General features: G+C 40.9%; 14 protein-coding genes. 6 read left to right on the plus strand and 8 right to left on the minus strand.

Features of this window, described 5'->3' with window-relative positions:
* Positions 1 to 117: 117 nt before the first annotated feature.
* The gene (greB, locus tag ACWIT3_RS03160; RefSeq protein ID WP_457161354.1) at positions 118 to 594 is read left to right on the plus strand and encodes a transcription elongation factor GreB; all 477 of its coding nucleotides are present in this window, start codon (positions 118 to 120) and stop codon (positions 592 to 594) included.
* A 36-nt stretch (positions 595 to 630) separates the two neighbouring features.
* On the opposite strand, the gene ACWIT3_RS03165 is transcribed toward greB, so the two are convergent.
* Together ACWIT3_RS03165 and ACWIT3_RS03170 are read right to left on the minus strand one after the other, a co-directional pair.
* Entirely contained in the window at positions 631 to 1,440 is an 810-nt protein-coding gene (locus ACWIT3_RS03165) for an alpha/beta hydrolase (RefSeq protein ID WP_457161355.1), read from the minus strand.
* 234 nt (positions 1,441 to 1,674) lie between these two features.
* Positions 1,675 to 2,241: an acetate uptake transporter gene (locus tag ACWIT3_RS03170; RefSeq protein WP_457161356.1), complete on the minus strand. Its 567-nt coding sequence runs from the start codon at positions 2,239 to 2,241 to the stop codon at positions 1,675 to 1,677.
* A gap of 246 nt (positions 2,242 to 2,487) precedes the next feature.
* Between ACWIT3_RS03170 and adhE the strand changes: the two genes are divergently transcribed.
* On the plus strand, positions 2,488 to 5,112 hold the full coding sequence (adhE, locus tag ACWIT3_RS03175; RefSeq protein WP_457161357.1) for a bifunctional acetaldehyde-CoA/alcohol dehydrogenase: 2,625 nt from the start codon (positions 2,488 to 2,490) through the stop codon (positions 5,110 to 5,112).
* Between the two features lie 174 nt (positions 5,113 to 5,286).
* Positions 5,287 to 6,297 carry a YeiH family protein gene (locus tag ACWIT3_RS03180; RefSeq protein ID WP_457161358.1) on the plus strand — a complete coding sequence of 337 codons (1,011 nt, stop codon included), beginning with the start codon at positions 5,287 to 5,289 and terminating at the stop codon, positions 6,295 to 6,297.
* 79 nt (positions 6,298 to 6,376) lie between these two features.
* Here the strand turns inward: ACWIT3_RS03180 and ACWIT3_RS03185 are convergent, their stop codons facing one another.
* The gene (locus ACWIT3_RS03185) at positions 6,377 to 6,949 is read right to left on the minus strand and encodes an anthranilate synthase component II (RefSeq protein ID WP_457161359.1); all 573 of its coding nucleotides are present in this window, start codon (positions 6,947 to 6,949) and stop codon (positions 6,377 to 6,379) included.
* 107 nt (positions 6,950 to 7,056) lie between these two features.
* On the opposite strand from ACWIT3_RS03185, the gene ACWIT3_RS03190 reads away from it, so the two are divergent.
* The 3 genes from ACWIT3_RS03190 to ACWIT3_RS03200 all read left to right on the plus strand — a co-directional run bounded on the left by ACWIT3_RS03190 (position 7,057) and on the right by ACWIT3_RS03200 (position 9,067).
* Positions 7,057 to 8,031 (plus strand): aminodeoxychorismate synthase component I, encoded by a 975-nt coding sequence (locus tag ACWIT3_RS03190; RefSeq protein ID WP_457161360.1) that lies wholly within the window; start codon positions 7,057 to 7,059, stop codon positions 8,029 to 8,031.
* A gap of 3 nt (positions 8,032 to 8,034) precedes the next feature.
* Positions 8,035 to 8,616 (plus strand): aminotransferase class IV family protein, encoded by a 582-nt coding sequence (locus ACWIT3_RS03195; RefSeq protein ID WP_457161361.1) that lies wholly within the window; start codon positions 8,035 to 8,037, stop codon positions 8,614 to 8,616.
* Between the two features lie 61 nt (positions 8,617 to 8,677).
* The gene (locus ACWIT3_RS03200) at positions 8,678 to 9,067 is read left to right on the plus strand and encodes a RidA family protein (RefSeq protein WP_457161362.1); all 390 of its coding nucleotides are present in this window, start codon (positions 8,678 to 8,680) and stop codon (positions 9,065 to 9,067) included.
* A gap of 64 nt (positions 9,068 to 9,131) precedes the next feature.
* On the opposite strand, the gene ACWIT3_RS03205 is transcribed toward ACWIT3_RS03200, so the two are convergent.
* From ACWIT3_RS03205 to gyrB, 5 genes are all read right to left on the minus strand, one after another.
* Positions 9,132 to 11,084, minus strand: coding sequence for a site-specific recombinase (locus ACWIT3_RS03205; protein ID WP_457161363.1), 1,953 nt, complete (start codon positions 11,082 to 11,084; stop codon positions 9,132 to 9,134).
* 293 nt (positions 11,085 to 11,377) lie between these two features.
* On the minus strand, positions 11,378 to 13,036 hold the full coding sequence (gene cydC / locus ACWIT3_RS03210) for a thiol reductant ABC exporter subunit CydC (RefSeq protein ID WP_457161364.1): 1,659 nt from the start codon (positions 13,034 to 13,036) through the stop codon (positions 11,378 to 11,380).
* Positions 13,029 to 14,780, minus strand: a complete 1,752-nt coding sequence (locus tag ACWIT3_RS03215) for an ABC transporter ATP-binding protein/permease (protein WP_457161365.1) — start codon at positions 14,778 to 14,780, stop codon at positions 13,029 to 13,031. Before ACWIT3_RS03215 ends, cydC begins: the two co-directional genes overlap by 8 nt.
* A 143-nt stretch (positions 14,781 to 14,923) precedes the next feature.
* Positions 14,924 to 15,784 (minus strand): DMT family transporter, encoded by an 861-nt coding sequence (locus ACWIT3_RS03220; protein ID WP_457161366.1) that lies wholly within the window; start codon positions 15,782 to 15,784, stop codon positions 14,924 to 14,926.
* Positions 15,785 to 15,860: 76 nt separating this feature from the next.
* Entirely contained in the window at positions 15,861 to 18,281 is a 2,421-nt protein-coding gene (gene gyrB / locus ACWIT3_RS03225) for a DNA topoisomerase (ATP-hydrolyzing) subunit B (RefSeq protein ID WP_457161367.1), read from the minus strand.
* Positions 18,282 to 18,507 lie beyond the last annotated feature (226 nt).

Here is an 18,507-nt window from a genome sequence, read left to right on the forward strand (position 1 = left end):
TCTGTCACGAAATACGCATTATACATAAAAGCGTAAAATAAAAAATAGTTAGCACTTAGTCGGACTGCACACAATGAGGTAAAATGCACTGACTTACTTTTTATTCAGGTTAATACGATGGCAAAATCAAACTATATCACTCGTGCTGGATGGAATGCACTCGATCAAGAACTCAAATTTTTATGGAAAGAAGAACGTCCTAAAGTCACACAGGCTGTATCCGATGCGGCGGCATTAGGCGATCGCAGCGAAAACGCAGAGTATATTTATGGTAAACGTCGTTTGCGTGAAATTGATCGTCGTGTGCGTTTCTTAACTAAACGCTTAGAAGTCTTGCAGATCGTTGACTATCATCCAAAACAAGAAGGCAAAGTGTTTTTTGGGGCATGGGTTGCACTAGAAAATGAAGCAGGTGAAGAAAAGCATTATCGTCTTGTGGGCTGCGATGAATTTGACCCCGCGAAAAACTGGATTTCGATTGATTCACCTGTAGCACGAGCCCTTATTGGTAAAACAATTGATGATGAAATCAAAGTCGACACCCCATCGGGTTTGATCATGCTGTATATCAACCGAATTTGGTATGAAAAATAACGAGAAAGAGGCACAAAGTGTGCCTCATCAAGATGATTATTTTGCTTTATGTTGTGCAAAATGTTGTGTAAAGAAATAAGTGTGTTGACCAATTGAGTCTTTCCAGTATACCCAAGAATGTCCGCCCGGTTTTTCCGTATACTGATGCGGGACATTCAAATCGAGTAATTTGCGGTGGAGTTCTCGATTTGGTTCAATGAAAAAATCATCGATACCACAGTCAATAATCAGATGACTTTTTGTAAACAAAAGTCCATGCGCTAAATCCTTGATGTTATAGTCGCTCCAACGATCATTGACGACTGCTGAAATCCCCCAATTATTTTTAAATTGCTCAATATTAACACCACCACTCATACTTCCCATTTGTCCAAATACGTCTTGGTTCTTAATGCCGATATACAGTGCACCAAATCCCCCCATGCTCAATCCAGTAATTGCACGCTGTTCTTTTACCGCGTGAGTAGCATAGTGCTTATCAATATAGTCCACCAACTCCTTCGACACAAAGGTGTAATATTTCGATGCTTTTTTCAACTCGCTGTCGAGATACCAACTGTCATAGTTACCATCGGGCGAAACATAAATCACATTATATTTGTCAGCTAATTCACCTAAGCCTGTTTTCTCTGGATAATTTCGGTTATTACCAGACCAGCCGTGTAATGTATAAATTGTGCTGTATTTTTGAGTGTTGGCATAGCCATCAGGTAAGACAACAGTGACGGGGATATTCTTATTCATGGATTGGCTGTACACGTCAATATTTTTCTCAGTAAACGCAAAGCCAGAGGCGGAATAACAAAGTCCTAGCATAACACTAGAAATTAAAATCACTTTTTTCATAAATGCTACCCTCTTGTATTAAAGAATTAACATCCAATGCTGAGATACAACCTGCGATTCTCAATAAGCAATATAGTCCTGTGATGTCTATAAAGCAAACAATTTACTATGCTTACCACATAAAATAACACGGAAAGACAGGGGCGCTAGGGGCTCAAAATAGAGAAAATACATACCGCACTTTCACGGCAAACGTGCATACAATAAAAAAGGGAGGTTACCCTCCCTGTGACATCACAATTTTTTTGATCCAATTGGCAACACTTCACGCCCATAAGAATCAATTAACATTTCAGCCGCTGCTAAGTAAAAAGCACACAATGCTGTCACTAATCCTAAATATCCACCAACATTGACAATGCTGTGATTTTCGGTCGCGTCTCCGATTGCAAGCGTATAAAAAGTCAAAGTTAAAAAGAAGAAGATGATTTGCAATGCACGGGGTTTACTAAAAGAAGCGAAGAACATCATCAGCGTAAACGTGCCCCACGCGGCAAGGTACCAACCAACAAATTGTGGCGCCACATTACCTTTAAAAAAGATTACAAATAATGCCCAAGACCACCAAAACGCACCATAGCTAATAAATGCAGTAAAACCAAACGTATTACCTTTTTTGAACTCGAACATACCTGCGATAACTTGCGCCGTACCGCCAAATGCAAACGCCATACCGAATACTAAGCCTAAATTTTGTGCATCAAAAAAACCGCCATTAATTAAACTTAATAACCACGTTGTTAAAGCAAACCCACATAAACCTAATGGACCAGGATTGGCATAATTTTTCACAGATGACATATAACGTTTCCTTAAAAATAAATAAAAAATCAAGTGATAAAAAGGGCGATAGTATCAACGATCTGCTCGTAGAAATAAAGAGGAGAACGTAAAAATAATAAACCGCCAAGCAGCACACCAAAAAAAGTTGATCAAAATCACAATTTAGGCTGATTTCCCTAAATACACTACTTTTTAGGTAGTTAAATGACTATAATTTTTTAAGTTTAAATAATTTATTTTTATCAATATTGAGGAGAAATCATCATGAGTCATACTGCTGAAACGAATATCAGTCCAGCACAAGCGGAAGTGAATGCACTGGTTGAAAAAGGGTTAGTGGCATTAGAAGCATTTCGCAAGCTTAACCAACAACAAGTGGATTATATTGTTGCAAAAGCCTCTGTTGCTGCACTCGATCAACACGGTGTATTAGCTATGCATGCGTATGAAGAAACAGGGCGAGGTGTGTTTGAAGACAAAGCCACCAAAAACTTGTTTGCGTGTGAATATGTGGTCAATAATATGCGCAATCTGAAGACAGTCGGTGTGATCAGTGAAGACGATGTCACTGGTATCACTGAAATCGCAGACCCTGTTGGTGTTGTTTGCGGTATCACCCCTACCACTAACCCAACCTCCACGACCATTTTCAAAGCCCTCATCTCTTTAAAAACGCGTAACCCAATCGTCTTTGCTTTCCACCCTTCCGCACAACAATGTTCTGCTCATGCGGCTCGTGTCGTTTATGAAGCGGCAGTTGCAGCGGGTGCACCGAAAGACTGTATCCAATGGATTGAACATCCATCAATGGAAGGCACTGCGGCATTAATGAAACACCCTGGTATTGCAACCATTCTTGCAACGGGTGGTAATGCGATGGTGGAAGCCGCTTATTCTTGCGGAAAACCAGCATTAGGCGTAGGGGCGGGTAACGTGCCTGCCTACATTGAAAAAACGGCTGATATCAAACAAGCAACACACGATATTGTGATGTCAAAAGCCTTTGATAACGGTATGATTTGTGCCTCTGAGCAAGCGGCGATTGTCGATCAGGAGGTGTACGATGAATTCGTAGCAGAAATGAAATCTTACGGCGTTTATTTCGTGAACAAAAAAGAAAAAGCCATGCTAGAAGCCTTTCTGTTTGGCGTAAAAGCCCATAGTGAAAACTGCGGTGGCGCAAAATTAAATGCCAATGTGGTCGGTAAACCCGCGACTTGGATTGCAGAACAAGCAGGCTTTAAAGTGCCTGAAAAAACCAACATTCTTGCGGCAGAATGTAAAGAAGTGGGCGAAAAAGAGCCATTAACGCGTGAAAAATTATCACCTGTGTTAGCGATTTTAAAATCTACTTCAACTGAAAACGGCTTTGAACTTTCAGAAGCCATGGTGAATTTCCACGGTTTAGGTCACTCTGCGGCAATTCACACTAAAGATGCTGCGATTGCAAAAGCCTATGGCGATCGTGTGAAGGCGATTCGTGTGATTTGGAACTCACCTTCAACGTTCGGTGGTATCGGTGATGTGTATAACGCTTTCCTTCCATCTCTTACCCTTGGTTGTGGTTCTTACGGTAAAAACTCCGTAGGCAACAACGTCAGTGCGGTCAATTTATTAAATATTAAACGAGTGGGAAGACGGAGAAATAATATGCAATGGTTCAAAGTGCCTTCAAAAATCTATTTTGAACGCGACTCAATCCAATATTTACAATCAATGAAAGGTATGGAGCGCGTGGTGATTGTGACCGATCGCACGATGGTGGATTTAGGTTTCGTTGAAAAAATCGCAAAACAAATTACCGCTCGTGGCAATCACGTGACTTACCAATTATTTGCTGATGTTGAGCCAGATCCATCAATCGAAACTGTTCGTCGTGGTGCTGAGTTAATCCGCAATTACCAACCAGATACCATTATTGCATTAGGTGGGGGTTCAGCAATGGACGCCGCAAAAGTGATGTGGTTATTCTATGAACAACCAGAAGTGGACTTCCGTGATTTAGTTCAGAAATTTATGGATATCCGCAAACGTGCATTCAAATTCCCACAATTAGGCCGTAAAGCACGCTTTGTGGGTATCCCAACCACATCGGGTACTGGTTCTGAAGTGACCCCATTTGCGGTAATCACTGAAGGCGATAAAAAATACCCAATCGCAGACTATTCATTAACGCCAACAGTGGCAATTGTTGACCCTGCGTTCGTAATGAGCGTGCCAGCACACGTTGCTGCTGATACGGGCTTAGACGTATTAACGCACGCAACTGAAGCTTATGTGTCAGTACTGGCTAACGACTTTACCGACGGTCTTGCATTACAAGCGATTAAATTAGTGTTTGAACATTTAGAACGCTCAGTGAAAGAGAAAGATCCTGAGTCACGTGAAAAAATGCACAATGCTTCAACAATGGCGGGGATGGCATTTGCCAACGCATTCTTAGGGATGAACCACTCACTTGCGCACAAAATTGGTGGCCGTTTCCACACACCACACGGTCGTACCAACGCAGTATTAATGCCACACGTGATTCGCTATAACGGTACTCGCCCACAAAAAACCGCAACGTGGCCGAAATATAACTACTACAAAGCCGATGTGAAATACCAAGACATCGCACGTATGTTAGGCCTACCTTGTTCAACACCAGAAGAAGGCGTGAAATCTTTCGCGAAAGCGTGCTACGACTTAGCAGTGCGCGTGGGCATCAAAATGTCTTTCAAAGAGCAAGACATTGATGAAAAAGAATGGATGGATGCACGTCGTCAAATCGCATTACTCGCATTTGAAGACCAATGCTCACCAGCCAATCCTCGCTTACCTGTTGTTGCCGATATGGAAGTGATTTTAACCAACGCGTACTATGGCTATAAGGAAGAACAATATTAACACTTAAATAATGAAAAAATGCACCGCACTTTGACCGTCCAAATCAAAGTGCGGTTGTTTTTTGCCAAATTATTGCTGAAAATATCGATAGAATCAATTTTACATCCACCGCAAATCGCTTTATCCTTTTGAATTACTTTTATTTTACTCGCCTTATCCACTAAGGAAATGCTAATGAAAAATAAAACCATGTATATTGGATTGGCTTTTGTCGCATTACTAACTTTTATTGTTGATATGCTTGCCAAAAGCGCATTTGCAGTGCATGCAAAACTCAGCGCCCTCACCATCGCAATTCTACTGGGTATCCTCTTAGGCAATACGCTTTATCCCAAAATTTCACAACATACTTCACAAGGCGTGATGTTCGCAAAAGGCACTTTGTTGCGCTTAGGGATTATTTTGTATGGTTTCCGTCTGACCTTTCAAGATATCAGTGCGGTCGGTGTGAATGCGATTTTGACCGATGCCATTATGCTGATTGGGACTTTTTTGATTACACTTTGGCTCGGGCTACGTTATCTCAAAATGGATAAACAAATTGTCTATCTCACGGCGGGTGGTTGTAGTATTTGCGGTGCCGCAGCGATTATGTCAATGCAGCCAGTGACCAAAGCCGAATCACACCAAGTATCAGTTGCGGTGGCGGTTATCGTGATTTTTGGGACGATCTCAATGTTCTTATACCCAGTGATGTACCCTTATCTCTCGGCGTGGTTAAGTGAACATCAATTTGGTATTTATATCGGCTCGAGCGTGCACGAAGTGGCTCAAGTTTATGCGGCGGCGGGCAATATTAGCCCTGCAACAGCGGATACAGCCGTGATTTCAAAAATGATTCGTGTCATGATGCTTGCGCCTTTCTTGCTCTTTATTTCATGGTTACTTGCAAAACAAAGCGATAACCCACAAACGCGCAAAATCACGATTCCTTGGTTTGCCTTTTTATTTATTTTAATGGCGATCATCAACTCTTTCTCTCTCATTCCTGCGGATATTGTGCGCTGGATTGTCGAACTCGACGGATTGTTATTAATCGCAGCAATGACCGCTTTAGGCTTAACCACACATATCAACGCCATCAAGCAAGCTGGTCTTAAACCGCTGATTTTAGGTGCATTGGTGTTATGTTGGTTAGTTGTTGGTGGATTTTTTGTGAATGTTGGAATGAGCCAGCTTGTGTAACTCTTAAAAAGTGCGGTCAATTTCAGAAAAGTTTTAGGCTTTGAGAAATTGACTGCTTTTTTATGGGACTTATTTAATCTTATACTTTATGTTCTAGCCAATTGCGTAATAGCTGCTCGCCGTATTCCGTCATAAAGGATTCTGGGTGAAATTGTACCCCATAAATAGATAAGTGATTGTGCTGAAATGCCATCACTACGCCTTCATGACAATAAGCGGTGATCGTGAGTGCATCTGGGAAGTTTTGCTCACGAATTGCCCAAGAATGATATAAGCCGATTTGAAATTCAGTCGGTAGTCCTTGAAATAATACTGAATTTGACCGCACTTTGAGGCGTTGGATGCGTCCGTGGCGGACTTTATCTAAATTGTATAACTCACCACCAAAAAATTCGCACAGCGTTTGATGCCCTAGACACACACCTAAAATGGATTTTGACTGATAGTATTTTTCTAACATGTCAAACAGTTGCGGATAGGCGCGAGGCACATCTGGGCCTGGCGAAATCAGAATATGGCTGTAATTGGCGACGGCGTTTAAATCCAATTCTTGCACGTCAACCACATCAAAAGACACGTCTAATCGGCGGATTAAATCCACTAAATTGTAGGTAAAAGAATCTTGATTATTGATAATCAGAAGTCGTTTCATATCTGTGCCATTCTCTGTGAGGAAAGAGGCAAAGTATAAAGGAAAATGCGGATTTTTGTGTCATTTTCCGTTAAACTTTCACTTATTTTTTCAATGACAGATAAGTTATGTGCTTCGATTCTTTTATTCAACAAGCCAATCATTACGGCGAGCAACGCCAACCTTTTTTCTTTCTGATTGATTTTGAACAGCAACAACCGATACTTTGCCCGTTAGAACAAGCGGCTGATTTGGGATTGTTTTTTGAAATTCGAGGTCAACAGAATGTGAATTGGCAGGCAGAAATGCCTTGTGAGCCTTTTGAGTTGCAGAAATTTCCAATGGCAAAAGCGGATTATCAGCGTGGCTTTGACTTGGTGCAAGACGAGTTGCAAAAAGGCAATTCCTATTTGTTGAATTTAACTTATCCGACTGAAATTCATATTAATTTTAGTCTTGCACAGATTTTCCAACAAACGACCGCACCTTATAAATTGTATTACCGCGATCACTTTGTGTGCTTTTCGCCAGAGTGTTTTGTGAATATTCATCACAATCAAATTTATACTTACCCGATGAAAGGCACGATTGATGCCACGTTGCCTGAAGCGGAAAAACGCTTGTTAGATTCCGACAAAGAACGTCAAGAGCATTACACCATTGTGGATTTAATGCGCAATGATTTAGCGACGGTGGCAGAAAACGTGGAAGTGACGCGCTTCCGTTATGTGGAAAAAATCCATACGCAAAAAGGCGCGATTTTGCAGACAAGTTCGGAGATTTGTGGCAATCTTGCTAAAAATTGGCAAACACGCATTGGCACGATTTTGGCTACATTATTACCCGCAGGGTCGATTAGCGGTGCGCCGAAAGAAAAAACCGTACAAATTATTCAAGCGGCTGAACAACAACCTCGTGGTTATTACACAGGGATTTTTGGTATTTTCGATGGCGAGTCGCTACAAAGTGCGGTAGCCATTCGTTTTATTGAGCAAGTGGGCGAGAAATATCTTTTCCGCAGTGGTGGTGGCATCACGATCTTGAGCGAGTTAGACGACGAGTACCAAGAGTTAATCCAAAAAGTCTATGTGCCAGTAGGATAAGCGATGACATTTCCTTTATTTGAAACTATTGCCATTGTGAATGGCGAGATTCAACAGCTTGCGTTGCATCAACAGCGTTATGAAGCAAGTTTAGCGAAGTTTTATGGCGAAAATGTGGCGAAAATGCACGATCTTGCTGAAATTATTCAAATTTCGACCGCACTTCAGCAAACTCAACATTCGCCGATAATTCGCTGCCGAGTGGATTACAATCAGCAAGATTATCAAGTGCAGTATTTTGCTTATCAACGAAAAACTTACCGCACTTTTCAGCCTGTGATGTGCGATGAGATTGAATACGGGTTGAAATATGCTGATCGGACTTATTTAAACCACTTATTACAGCAAAAAGGCGATTGCGACGAGATTATGATCATCAAGCAAGGCAAGGTGACCGATTGTAGTATTGGCAATTTGGTTTTTCGTCAAGGTGCGCAATGGTTCACTTCTGATACGCCATTGTTGGCTGGAACACAACGGGCGAAATTATTAGCCGAAAACAAAATTCAACAATGTCCGATTTTGCTCGAAGATGTGGCACATTTTGATGAAATTCGCTTAATAAATGCGTTAAACCCGCTGTAAATTTTTTGTGAAAATCGTACAATGACCTTCTTTTTCAATTTAATAACAGGAGATGAGTGAAATGGCTAAAGTGATCCATACTAATAAGGCACCCGCAGCAATTGGTCCTTATGTTCAAGCCGTAGAGTTAGGTAATATGCTGTTGACCTCGGGACAAATTCCAGTGAATCCTCAAACGGGGGAAGTCCCTGCAGATATCGTGGCACAAGCACGTCAATCCTTAGAAAATATCAAAGCCATTGTTGAACAAGCAGGATTATGTGTTGCTAATATTGTGAAAACGACAGTATTTGTGAAAGACTTAAATGATTTTGCTGTGGTGAATGCTGAGTATGAACGTTTTTTCAAAGAAAACAATCACCCAAATTTCCCAGCCCGTTCTTGTGTGGAAGTGGCTCGTTTACCAAAAGATGTTGGTATTGAAATCGAAGCGATCGCTGTCAAAGATTAAGATGCAAATAAAAAAGACCGCACATTAACAAAAGCGGTCTTTTTTCTTGCAATTACCTCATCAACTAAGGCAAAAACAGTGATAAAGGACGTTGTTTAATCAGTTTCCAAACGCATTGACCAATATCGCACCAGCTGTCAATTTCCGTTTCTAACGAACGTAGCGCAACCCATAGCGCAATAAAGAAACTCACAATCAAGTTCACCAATCCGATCAGTAATACCAACATCAGACCATGTAAAAACATTTGCCAAGTAAATTCGCCACTGATTGCCATATAGCCTAAATTGGCAGAAGAAAATGCCACGTGACGAATATCTAGCGGTAAATCTAACATATCACCCACTAACCCTGTGAAGCCAAGCAATAACCCGAAACAGAGATTACCCATAATTGAACCATAATTATCATGCCAATATGCTGCAAACTTATCACGTTGATTCTGTGTTAAAACACAACGTAGAAGCGGGTGATGACGCAATCGCATAGTTAAGTTCAAATAATTACTGCGATTATCAAAATAACCTGAAATGATGCCAGAAAAGAATAGCCAGAAACCCGCAATGGCTGCAAACCATAAAGCCCCTTTCATGGGATCAAGGGCTTGTTGCTGGTAAGCAATCTCTGCCTCAGTCAATAATGGCATACCAAAATAGTGTTGATAACCCATAGCCAATAAACACGCTACACCAATCGCTAAACTGACATTACCTAATACAGCAACGGTTTGTGAACGGAATACATCAATCAATAATTGTGCTAATTGCATATTCACAGCTTTACCTTGTCCACTATCTACCGTCTCTGCAAAACGTGCCGCCGTCATCGCAGGCTGTTTCGTTGCTACAGTACAATGCAACATAAAAATCAGCGTAAAACCAATCCCATAGTTCAGCCCTTCAGCAATCCCACGCCAAACACGATCTTCAATCAGATCACCAAGATAAAGTTTAAATAACGCCATCAGAGCAATGAGGATTCCTCCCCCCGCCGCAGAAAAAAACATCGCACGATAAGCCTTGCTATCACGTGTAATATAGTGTTCACCATGATCACTTTTATTTTGTGTAATACTACGCGCCAGCATTTTGACACTTTGTTTCCATAAATCGACCGCACTATGACGGCGTGCAGAAGCGACGGCTAACTCGCCAGTAAAAACAAGGATACGATGTGGTAAAAGGCGATCTTGTTGAAAAATCTCCATTAACGTCGTCAACCGAGTTAATGTTTGATCTAAACGTGTCAATAAATGTGCGACGCCTAATGTTGAGCCTGCACTTGCACCGCGACGATGAATTCGGTCAATTTGTTCGCGACATTGCTCGAACATCACTTGTAAATGGGCATCATCATATTGCCGATCTTGACGACGGGCAGTCAACCAATTCGTCACTTCACGCTGCAAAGCAACAAAAGGGGAATCGGCATCAAGTAACGTTGGATCAAGACGCATTAACTCAGGTTCCAGCTCTTCTGCAGCAATCCAAATTGCCAACATTTCAATTGCAAAAAAACCTTCATAACGTAAATGATTATGCACATTTTTGCGCTCTCGCTCACTACTGTGTCGCTGCAAGGTGTCCAATAATGTTATCCAATCTTGAATAGCGGTTGCTTGTAACCATTCTTCATCACGTTCTTCATAAAACAGGACAAAGAAAATATCTCGTAAATCATTCAAATCTTTAAAAGAGGGATTAAAACGTTCATATAATCGCTTTTGAATTTCACGTCCAAATCCTTCTCGTGCAAGTAAGCCACAGCTAATGAAAAGGGGATACAAGCGCATCTGGCAGATCCATTGACACAACAATGAGGCAATTTTTTCGGTTAATTGCGTATCATGATTTAAGCATTGGATTAAATACGATAAACGTTGTGGCGCCTCTTTTTTCCCACCCAAACGTAACCATTGGCACAACCCATTTAAGAGGGTAAATGCTTGTTGTTGCTCAACTTGCGTTGTTAAAAAAGGGAGAAGTTTTTCTTGGTTTAATTGATATTTTTCGATCATAACGGGTTAATAAAAAGTAAATAAGTCAACGTTCACTGCCAAATGCAATAATAAATTCATGGCAGGAAGGTGACAAAATAACACACAAAATACCTGATGAAAAATAAATCTCGCAATAACAACAGCATTCTTCCTGTACCATGCTGACATGATCTTAATGATTCAAAAGGCAACTGATAAAACAAATAAGTCTATTTTAACTGGAGAAAAAGAAGGCGCGGTTTGGTTTTCCACCCTATCGAAAACTAAACCGCACCTTGTGTTAAGACTTGAGAAACAATGATGACGTGCGCTTACGACATGCGTCCGTTCTCAATATGAATCACTTGATCGCAGATTGCCATTGTAGAAGCACGGTGGCTGACTAACACAATCAGTTTTTCCGATTTCACATTGAGCAAGGATTGCAAAATAATCGCTTCGTTTAAGCTGTCGAGATTACTTGTTGGCTCGTCAAGCAAGATAATCGGTGCATTGTGTAGGAACGCACGCGCAATGCCGATACGTTGTTTTTCACCGTCCGATAAGTTGCTGCCTAGCTCAGTAACTTTGGTGTCATAACCTTCTGGTAGGCTCATAATAAAGTCGTGAATTGAGGCTTTTTTGGCGGCTTCAATCACTTGCTCTTTACTTGCGCTACGGTCTGCCATCAAAATATTTTCATAGATAGTCTCATTGAAAATATAGGTTTGTTGCGTGATGTAAGCGATATGATCACGCAAACTTAAGGTATTGATCTCTTTCAGATCTTTGCCATTAATGCGGATTGCCCCAGCTTGTGGATCGTAAAAGCGCATAATCAATTTCAACAAGGTACTTTTACCGCTACCGCTACGCCCGTGAATCCCTAAAATTTCACCTTTGGTTAAACGTAAATTCACGTTAGAAAGGATCTGTTCGTTATCATAAGCAAAACTTAACTGCTCAACATCAAGTTGGTGTACATCGTTTAAATCAACGCCTTTCACTACGTCTTTTAAGTGTGGTTCTTCTGCTAGTAAACCCAGTACACGTTCACCACTTGCCAGCGTTTGTAACAAGTTATTGGATAAGTTACTTAACGCAATCACAGGGCCATAGCTCGACATCAATAAAATCACTGCGATTAATAAACCTGCAAAGTTGATTTGTTGATCCAAATACAACACAATACCCGCCACTAAAATCAGAATGTTAAAGGCTGAAACGGCGATTTCAGTATAAGAACGGACTTTGCCTTCTTGCTGTTTGATTTTTAAGAATGCTTGGTCGATTTTTTCACTGCGTTGGTGAATGCCCGTTAAACGCTCTTTTTCATTGCCAAACAGTTGCAATTCTTTCATACCACGAATGCTATCGAGGAAATAATCGTTCATTTCACCGACTAATTCGCGATAAATACGACCGTCTTCACGCGCCATTTTGGTGGTGATGATCGGTAGAATTAAACCGATGGTGATATAAGCTAAAAAGGCAATTAATGTGAACCACAAAGAAATATGTGCAAACACGGCCAATAAAATGCTTGAAGTTAAAAACGCAATCATAATTGGGGCGATAGTGTGTGCATAGAACACTTCCAACAACTCAATGTCGTTGGTCACTAAGGACAATAATTGCCCTGATTGCTTACCTTGTAATTTCACAAATGCTAGTTTACGCAATGCACTGAACACTTTGTCACGCAATAAGGCTAACAATTTGAACGCAATGTAGTGCCCTGACATTTGTTCAAGGTAGCGCAAGATACCGCGCGCCACGGCTAACACGATAAGTGCGGTCAAAATTTGCGAAAAACTGAGATGGGTTGGAAATTCTAATAAATTGGATAACCCCATTGCCCCCAGCACCATAATGAAAATCGCTGCTAAAAAGCCGAGCACGCCCATAATAATAGTGAAGCTCATAATATGGGCTAATGGTGTCACTAACTTCAATAATTGCCACATAATCGCAAAACCATTTTTACGCATATTGTTGCCCTCCGTTGCGGATATTTTCTAAGTTGCGCTGTTGATTAAACATTTCCGCATAAATGCCATTCGCTGCCATTAAGCTTTCGTGGTTGCCTTGTTCTGCTAATACCCCTTGTTGCAACACGTAAATTTGATCCGCTTTTACGGCGTTCGCTAAACGGTGGGAAATCATCACAATGGTTTTCTCTGCTTTTAAACGTTGAATGAAATTCAAAATAATTTCTTCGCTTTCCACATCAATGTTGCTGGTGGCTTCATCGAAAATATAGAAACTTGCGTTGTGTAATAACGCGCGAGCAAGAGCCAAACGCTGAATTTGTCCGCCAGATAAGTTACTGCCACGACTTAACAATGCCATCTCTAAACCGCCGTTTTCACGCACGAAGTTGGCAAGGTTAACTTGTTCTAACACATCGTAAATTTGTTCATCTGTGGCATTTAAATTCGCCATTAGCATATTTTCACGCAACGTGCCTTTGAACACATAAGAGCTATGGCTGACTAATGATACGTGACGATAGAACGAGTGGCGATCGAGGTCTTGGATTTCTTGTCCATTAAATAAAATTTTGCCTTGCTGTGCTTTGTGGAAGCCCATTAATAAGGACACTAAAGTGGATTTACCGCAGCCACTTTTACCTACAAACACCGTTAATTGTTTTGGTTGAATCGTCAAATCTAAACCATTAATCGCTTGTTTTTCAGCGTTATAGGCAAAGTGTAAATTTTGGATATCCACTTGAACTTGATTTTCTGCGTTAAAATCTACCGCACTTTCGTTGGTTTCTACTGGCGTATCTAATAACGTGAAAATTTTGTCTGAGGCGGCTTTGCCGTTCATTGCCACGTGGAAGAACGAGCCGAGCAAACGCAATGGAATAAAGAATTCTGAAGCCAATAAGATAAATAAAATCACGCCGAAAACGCCTAAATTATCCGATTGGAATTGTAGAAGTGCGGTCAAAATACCGATTGCTGCACCACCGTAAGCTAACAAATCCATCAAGGACACTGAGTTGAGCTGCATTGTGAGTACTTTCATCGTAATGGTACGGAATTTTTCTGCCTCAATATCCATTTTTTTCGCTTTGTAGTCGTCATCTTGATAGATTTTTAAGGTGATCAAACCTTGCAAGTTATCTAAGAAGCTGCTGCCCAAGCCCACATAAATTGACCAATATTTATGTAATAAACGTTTTGCAATTTTATTCACTGCGATGATCGACATTGGAATTAATGGCACACACACCAATAAAATCAAGGCAGTGGGTGCACTAAACCAAACGAGGAAAATAAATAAGGTTAACGGCGCAAGTAGGCTGTAAAACAGTTGTGGTAGGTAACGACCGAAATAAATTTCCAGTTGCTCAACCCCTTCTGATGCCACTTGGATAATCGATGAGGTGGATTGTTGGTTGACTTGGTTTAACGGCATTGCGGCTAATTTTTGGAAAATCAACGTACGCAATTCGTGTTTAACCTTGGTGCTGGCTTGGTAAGAGGCCTTTACCGACATTTTGCCAGCGAAAGCACGCACGGCAAGGGCAACAACAAGGTTAATGGCATAACTAAATAGCGTGCCGAGCGTCAAGGTTTGCGCAAAGGCTTGTTCTAAACACAGCGCAAAAATGACCGCACTTACTATGCCTGCCACCAGCGCAACCCAGTTCCATAACACCGTTTTAGCAATCCATTTTTTGCTATCGGAGACCGTGTTAATTAATCGTTTATCGATCATCATAAAAGGTTTGTCCTTAAAAAAGCTGAGAGTGAATTTCAAGTGCGCTATTTTAGCACAAATGAGAATAGGTTTTATTAAAAACACACAGAAAAAAACGGCATATTTTGCTTAATACGCCGTCATTTTTAAGTAAAAGAGTGAGATTATTTTTTGGCTGTGAGTTTTGGCATCATACTAGCAATCACAGTGGCCGCAATGATGATTAAAATGCCGATCCAAGAGAGTAATGAAACGGATTCACCCAATAGCAAAATTGCTAGAACAACACCAAAAATAGGCTCAAGTGCGGTCAATAATCCGCTTAAATTGGTGTTGGTGGAGTTTAGCCCTTTATTCCAGAGCCAGTAGGCAATCCAGCTACAAAAGATCGCAAGATAAAGTAAGCCGAGCAATCCTTGCCAGTTGAAGTGAATATCCCAGTTTTGCGTGAAAATCAGCGTGAAAGGTAAGCAAGTGATCGTGCCTAATACGACTGAAATAGCAGTGTAGGCGGTGGCAGTAATTTGCCCGATCATCGATTTTGTCCAACGCAAACAGCTGGCGAAAAGCAATCCTGCTAATAAAATGAGTGTACAACCAAATAACGTGATCTCCCCTTCACTGCGTCCGCCTGCAATTAAAATCGCAACCCCAGCAAATGCCATTGCACCGAAAAACCAATGATACCAAGCCGCTTTATCTTTGAAGAAAAAATGCCCCATAAAGACGATGAGTAAAGGCTCTAAGCCGATAATGGTCGCCGCACTGGCAGCTGAAGTGTAATGTAACCCAATGAATTGTAATAAGAAAATTGCAGGGTAATTAAGAAAGCCAAGCCACCATAATTGTGGGCGAACGGTTTTATCCACTTTTTTCCAATGACGCAGAAATAAAGGAAAAATGAGAAAAGAGATGATGATTAAACGGGTTTGAACGGTGAGAACAGGATCAAGCATGGTGAAGGCATATTTGCCGGCAACGAAAGAACTTGCCCAAATAAAGATGGCAATGATTTGGTATAGCATTTTTAGTTATGAAAAGTGCGGTTAATATTGCATTTATTTTAACCGCACTTGATGAAATGAAAAGCAGATTTTTAGATTAAATATCTAAATTTGCGTGTAATGCGTTGCTTTCGATAAATTCACGACGAGGCTCAACTTCATCACCCATTAAGGTGGTGAAGAGTTGATCTGCTGCTACCGCATCTTTGATCGATACTTTTAACATACGGCGTGCGTTTGGATCCATTGTGGTTTCCCAAAGTTGCTCTGGGTTCATTTCACCTAACCCTTTATAACGCTGTACCATTAAACCACGACGAGATTCTTTCACTAACCATTCAACCGCTTGTTCAAACGAGGTAATCTCAAGTTTACGTTCGCCACGCATAATGTATGCGCCTTCTTCAATTAAGCCCACAAGCTGTTTGCCTAATTTCATAATACGACCGTATTCGCTACCTGTCGCAAATTGGAAGTTCAAGAAGTAATCTGTATCGATACCGTGTGTACGAACAGTTAATACGGCTTCATATAATTGGCGTTCACTGTTAAATACAGTGCGATAGCTGTAATGATTACCGTTGCTTTCTTTCGCCACTAATTTTTCTACTAATGATTTCGCCCAAGCGTCCACATCAGCTTCTTTCGCCATTAAGCCAGTGGTGAATTCTGGGTGGTAAATGAGCTCTTTTAAGACTGCATCAGGGTAATAACGAGTCAAGCGACCAATCATTTTCTGCACTGCATTGTATTCAGACACTAAGTTTTCGAGCGCTAAACCGTTCATTGCGGGAGCATTTGCATTCACATAAAGTGCGGCATTTTCTAATGCAAGCGCTACTTCATATTGCACCATCGCTTCATCGTCTTTGATGTATTGCTCTTGTTTACCTTTTTTCACTTTATATAAAGGCGGTTGCGCAATATAAACGTGGCCACGTTCGATAAGCTCTGGCATTTGACGATAGAAGAAGGTCAACAACAATGTACGAATGTGCGCACCGTCCACGTCAGCATCGGTCATAATAATAATGCTGTGATAACGCAATTTCTCAGGGTTATATTCATCACGACCAATACCACAACCCAGTGCAGTGATTAAGGTGCCCACTTCTGCAGAAGATAACATTTTGTCGAAGCGTGCTTTTTCTACGTTCAGAATTTTCCCTTTTAATGGCAAAATCGCTTGGTTTTTACGGTTACGACCTTGTTTTGCCGAGCCGCCCGCAGAGTCACCCTCCACCAGATACAATTCAGATAACGCAGGGTCACGTTCTTGACAGTCAGCCAGTTTACCTGGTAATCCGCCTAAATCTAATGCCCCTTTACGACGAGTCATTTCACGTGCTTTACGTGCAGCTTCACGTGCGCGTGCAGCATCAATGATTTTTCCGACAATAATTTTTGCATCCGCTGGATTTTCTAATAAATATTGTTGTAAATATTCATTCATCACTGATTCAACCGCACTTTTCACTTCTGAAGACACTAATTTATCTTTCGTTTGTGAAGAGAATTTTGGATCTGGCACTTTCACCGAAATAATTGCCACTAACCCTTCACGCGCATCATCACCTGACGTAGCCACTTTCGATTTTTTGTTGTGGCCTTCGTTTTCCATATAGTTATTCAAACTACGGGTTAATGCACCACGGAAACCGGCTAAGTGAGTACCACCATCACGTTGTGGAATGTTATTTGTGAAGCAATATACGTTTTCGTTAAAGCTGTCATTCCATTGCATTGATACTTCCACACCAATGCCGTCTTTTTCTGTTGAGAAATAGAATGGTTTTTGGTGAATTGGATTTTTATTACGGTTTAAATATTCAACGAAGGCTTGAATACCACCTTCATAATGGAAGTGATCTTGTCGGTCGTTACGTTTATCAAATAATTTGATCGACACACCTGAATTCAAAAATGACAATTCACGCAAGCGTTTTGCCAAAATGTCGTATTCAAATTCGATGTTATTGAAAATCGTTGGGCTTGGCCAGAAACGCACAGAAGTTCCTGTTTGATCTGTTTCACCGATTGCTGCTAATGGCGCTTCAGGTTCACCTAAATGGTAAATTTGCTCGTGTACTTTGCCTTGACGACGAATAGTTAATTGCAATTTGTCAGATAATGCATTTACAACCGATACACCCACACCGTGCAAACCACCAGAGACTTTATACGAGTTATCATCAAATTTACCGCCTGCGTGCAATACCGTCATGATCACTTCTGCGGCTGAAACCCCTTCTTCTGGGTGAATATCCACTGGAATTCCACGACCGTCATCTTGCACAGAAACTGAGTTATCCGTATGAATAGTGACGGTAATATCTTTTGCATAGCCTGCTAATGCTTCGTCAATGGAGTTATCCACCACTTCAAAAACCATATGATGTAAGCCTGTGCCGTCATCCGTATCCCCAATGTACATACCAGGACGTTTACGTACAGCATCCAGTCCTTTCAAGACTTTGATACTATTCGCACCATAATTTTCAGGGGTATTATTTGACATTGTTTCTCTCTTTCAAAATGGTAAAAAATTGCTGTGATTATAGCAAAAATTTGAAGAAATGGCTAAAAATAAGTGCGGTCGGTTTTGCTGCAATGTTGAAACAAATCCCATGAATGTTTAAAAAAACAGAAGCAGTACTATTTCAATGTAAACAATACAATGACAAACCCATAATATCCCCACTAAACATTATTTTAAAAATAAAAATTAACAAAATTAAAACAAT

Source organism: Pasteurella sp. P03HT (assembly GCF_054052285.1).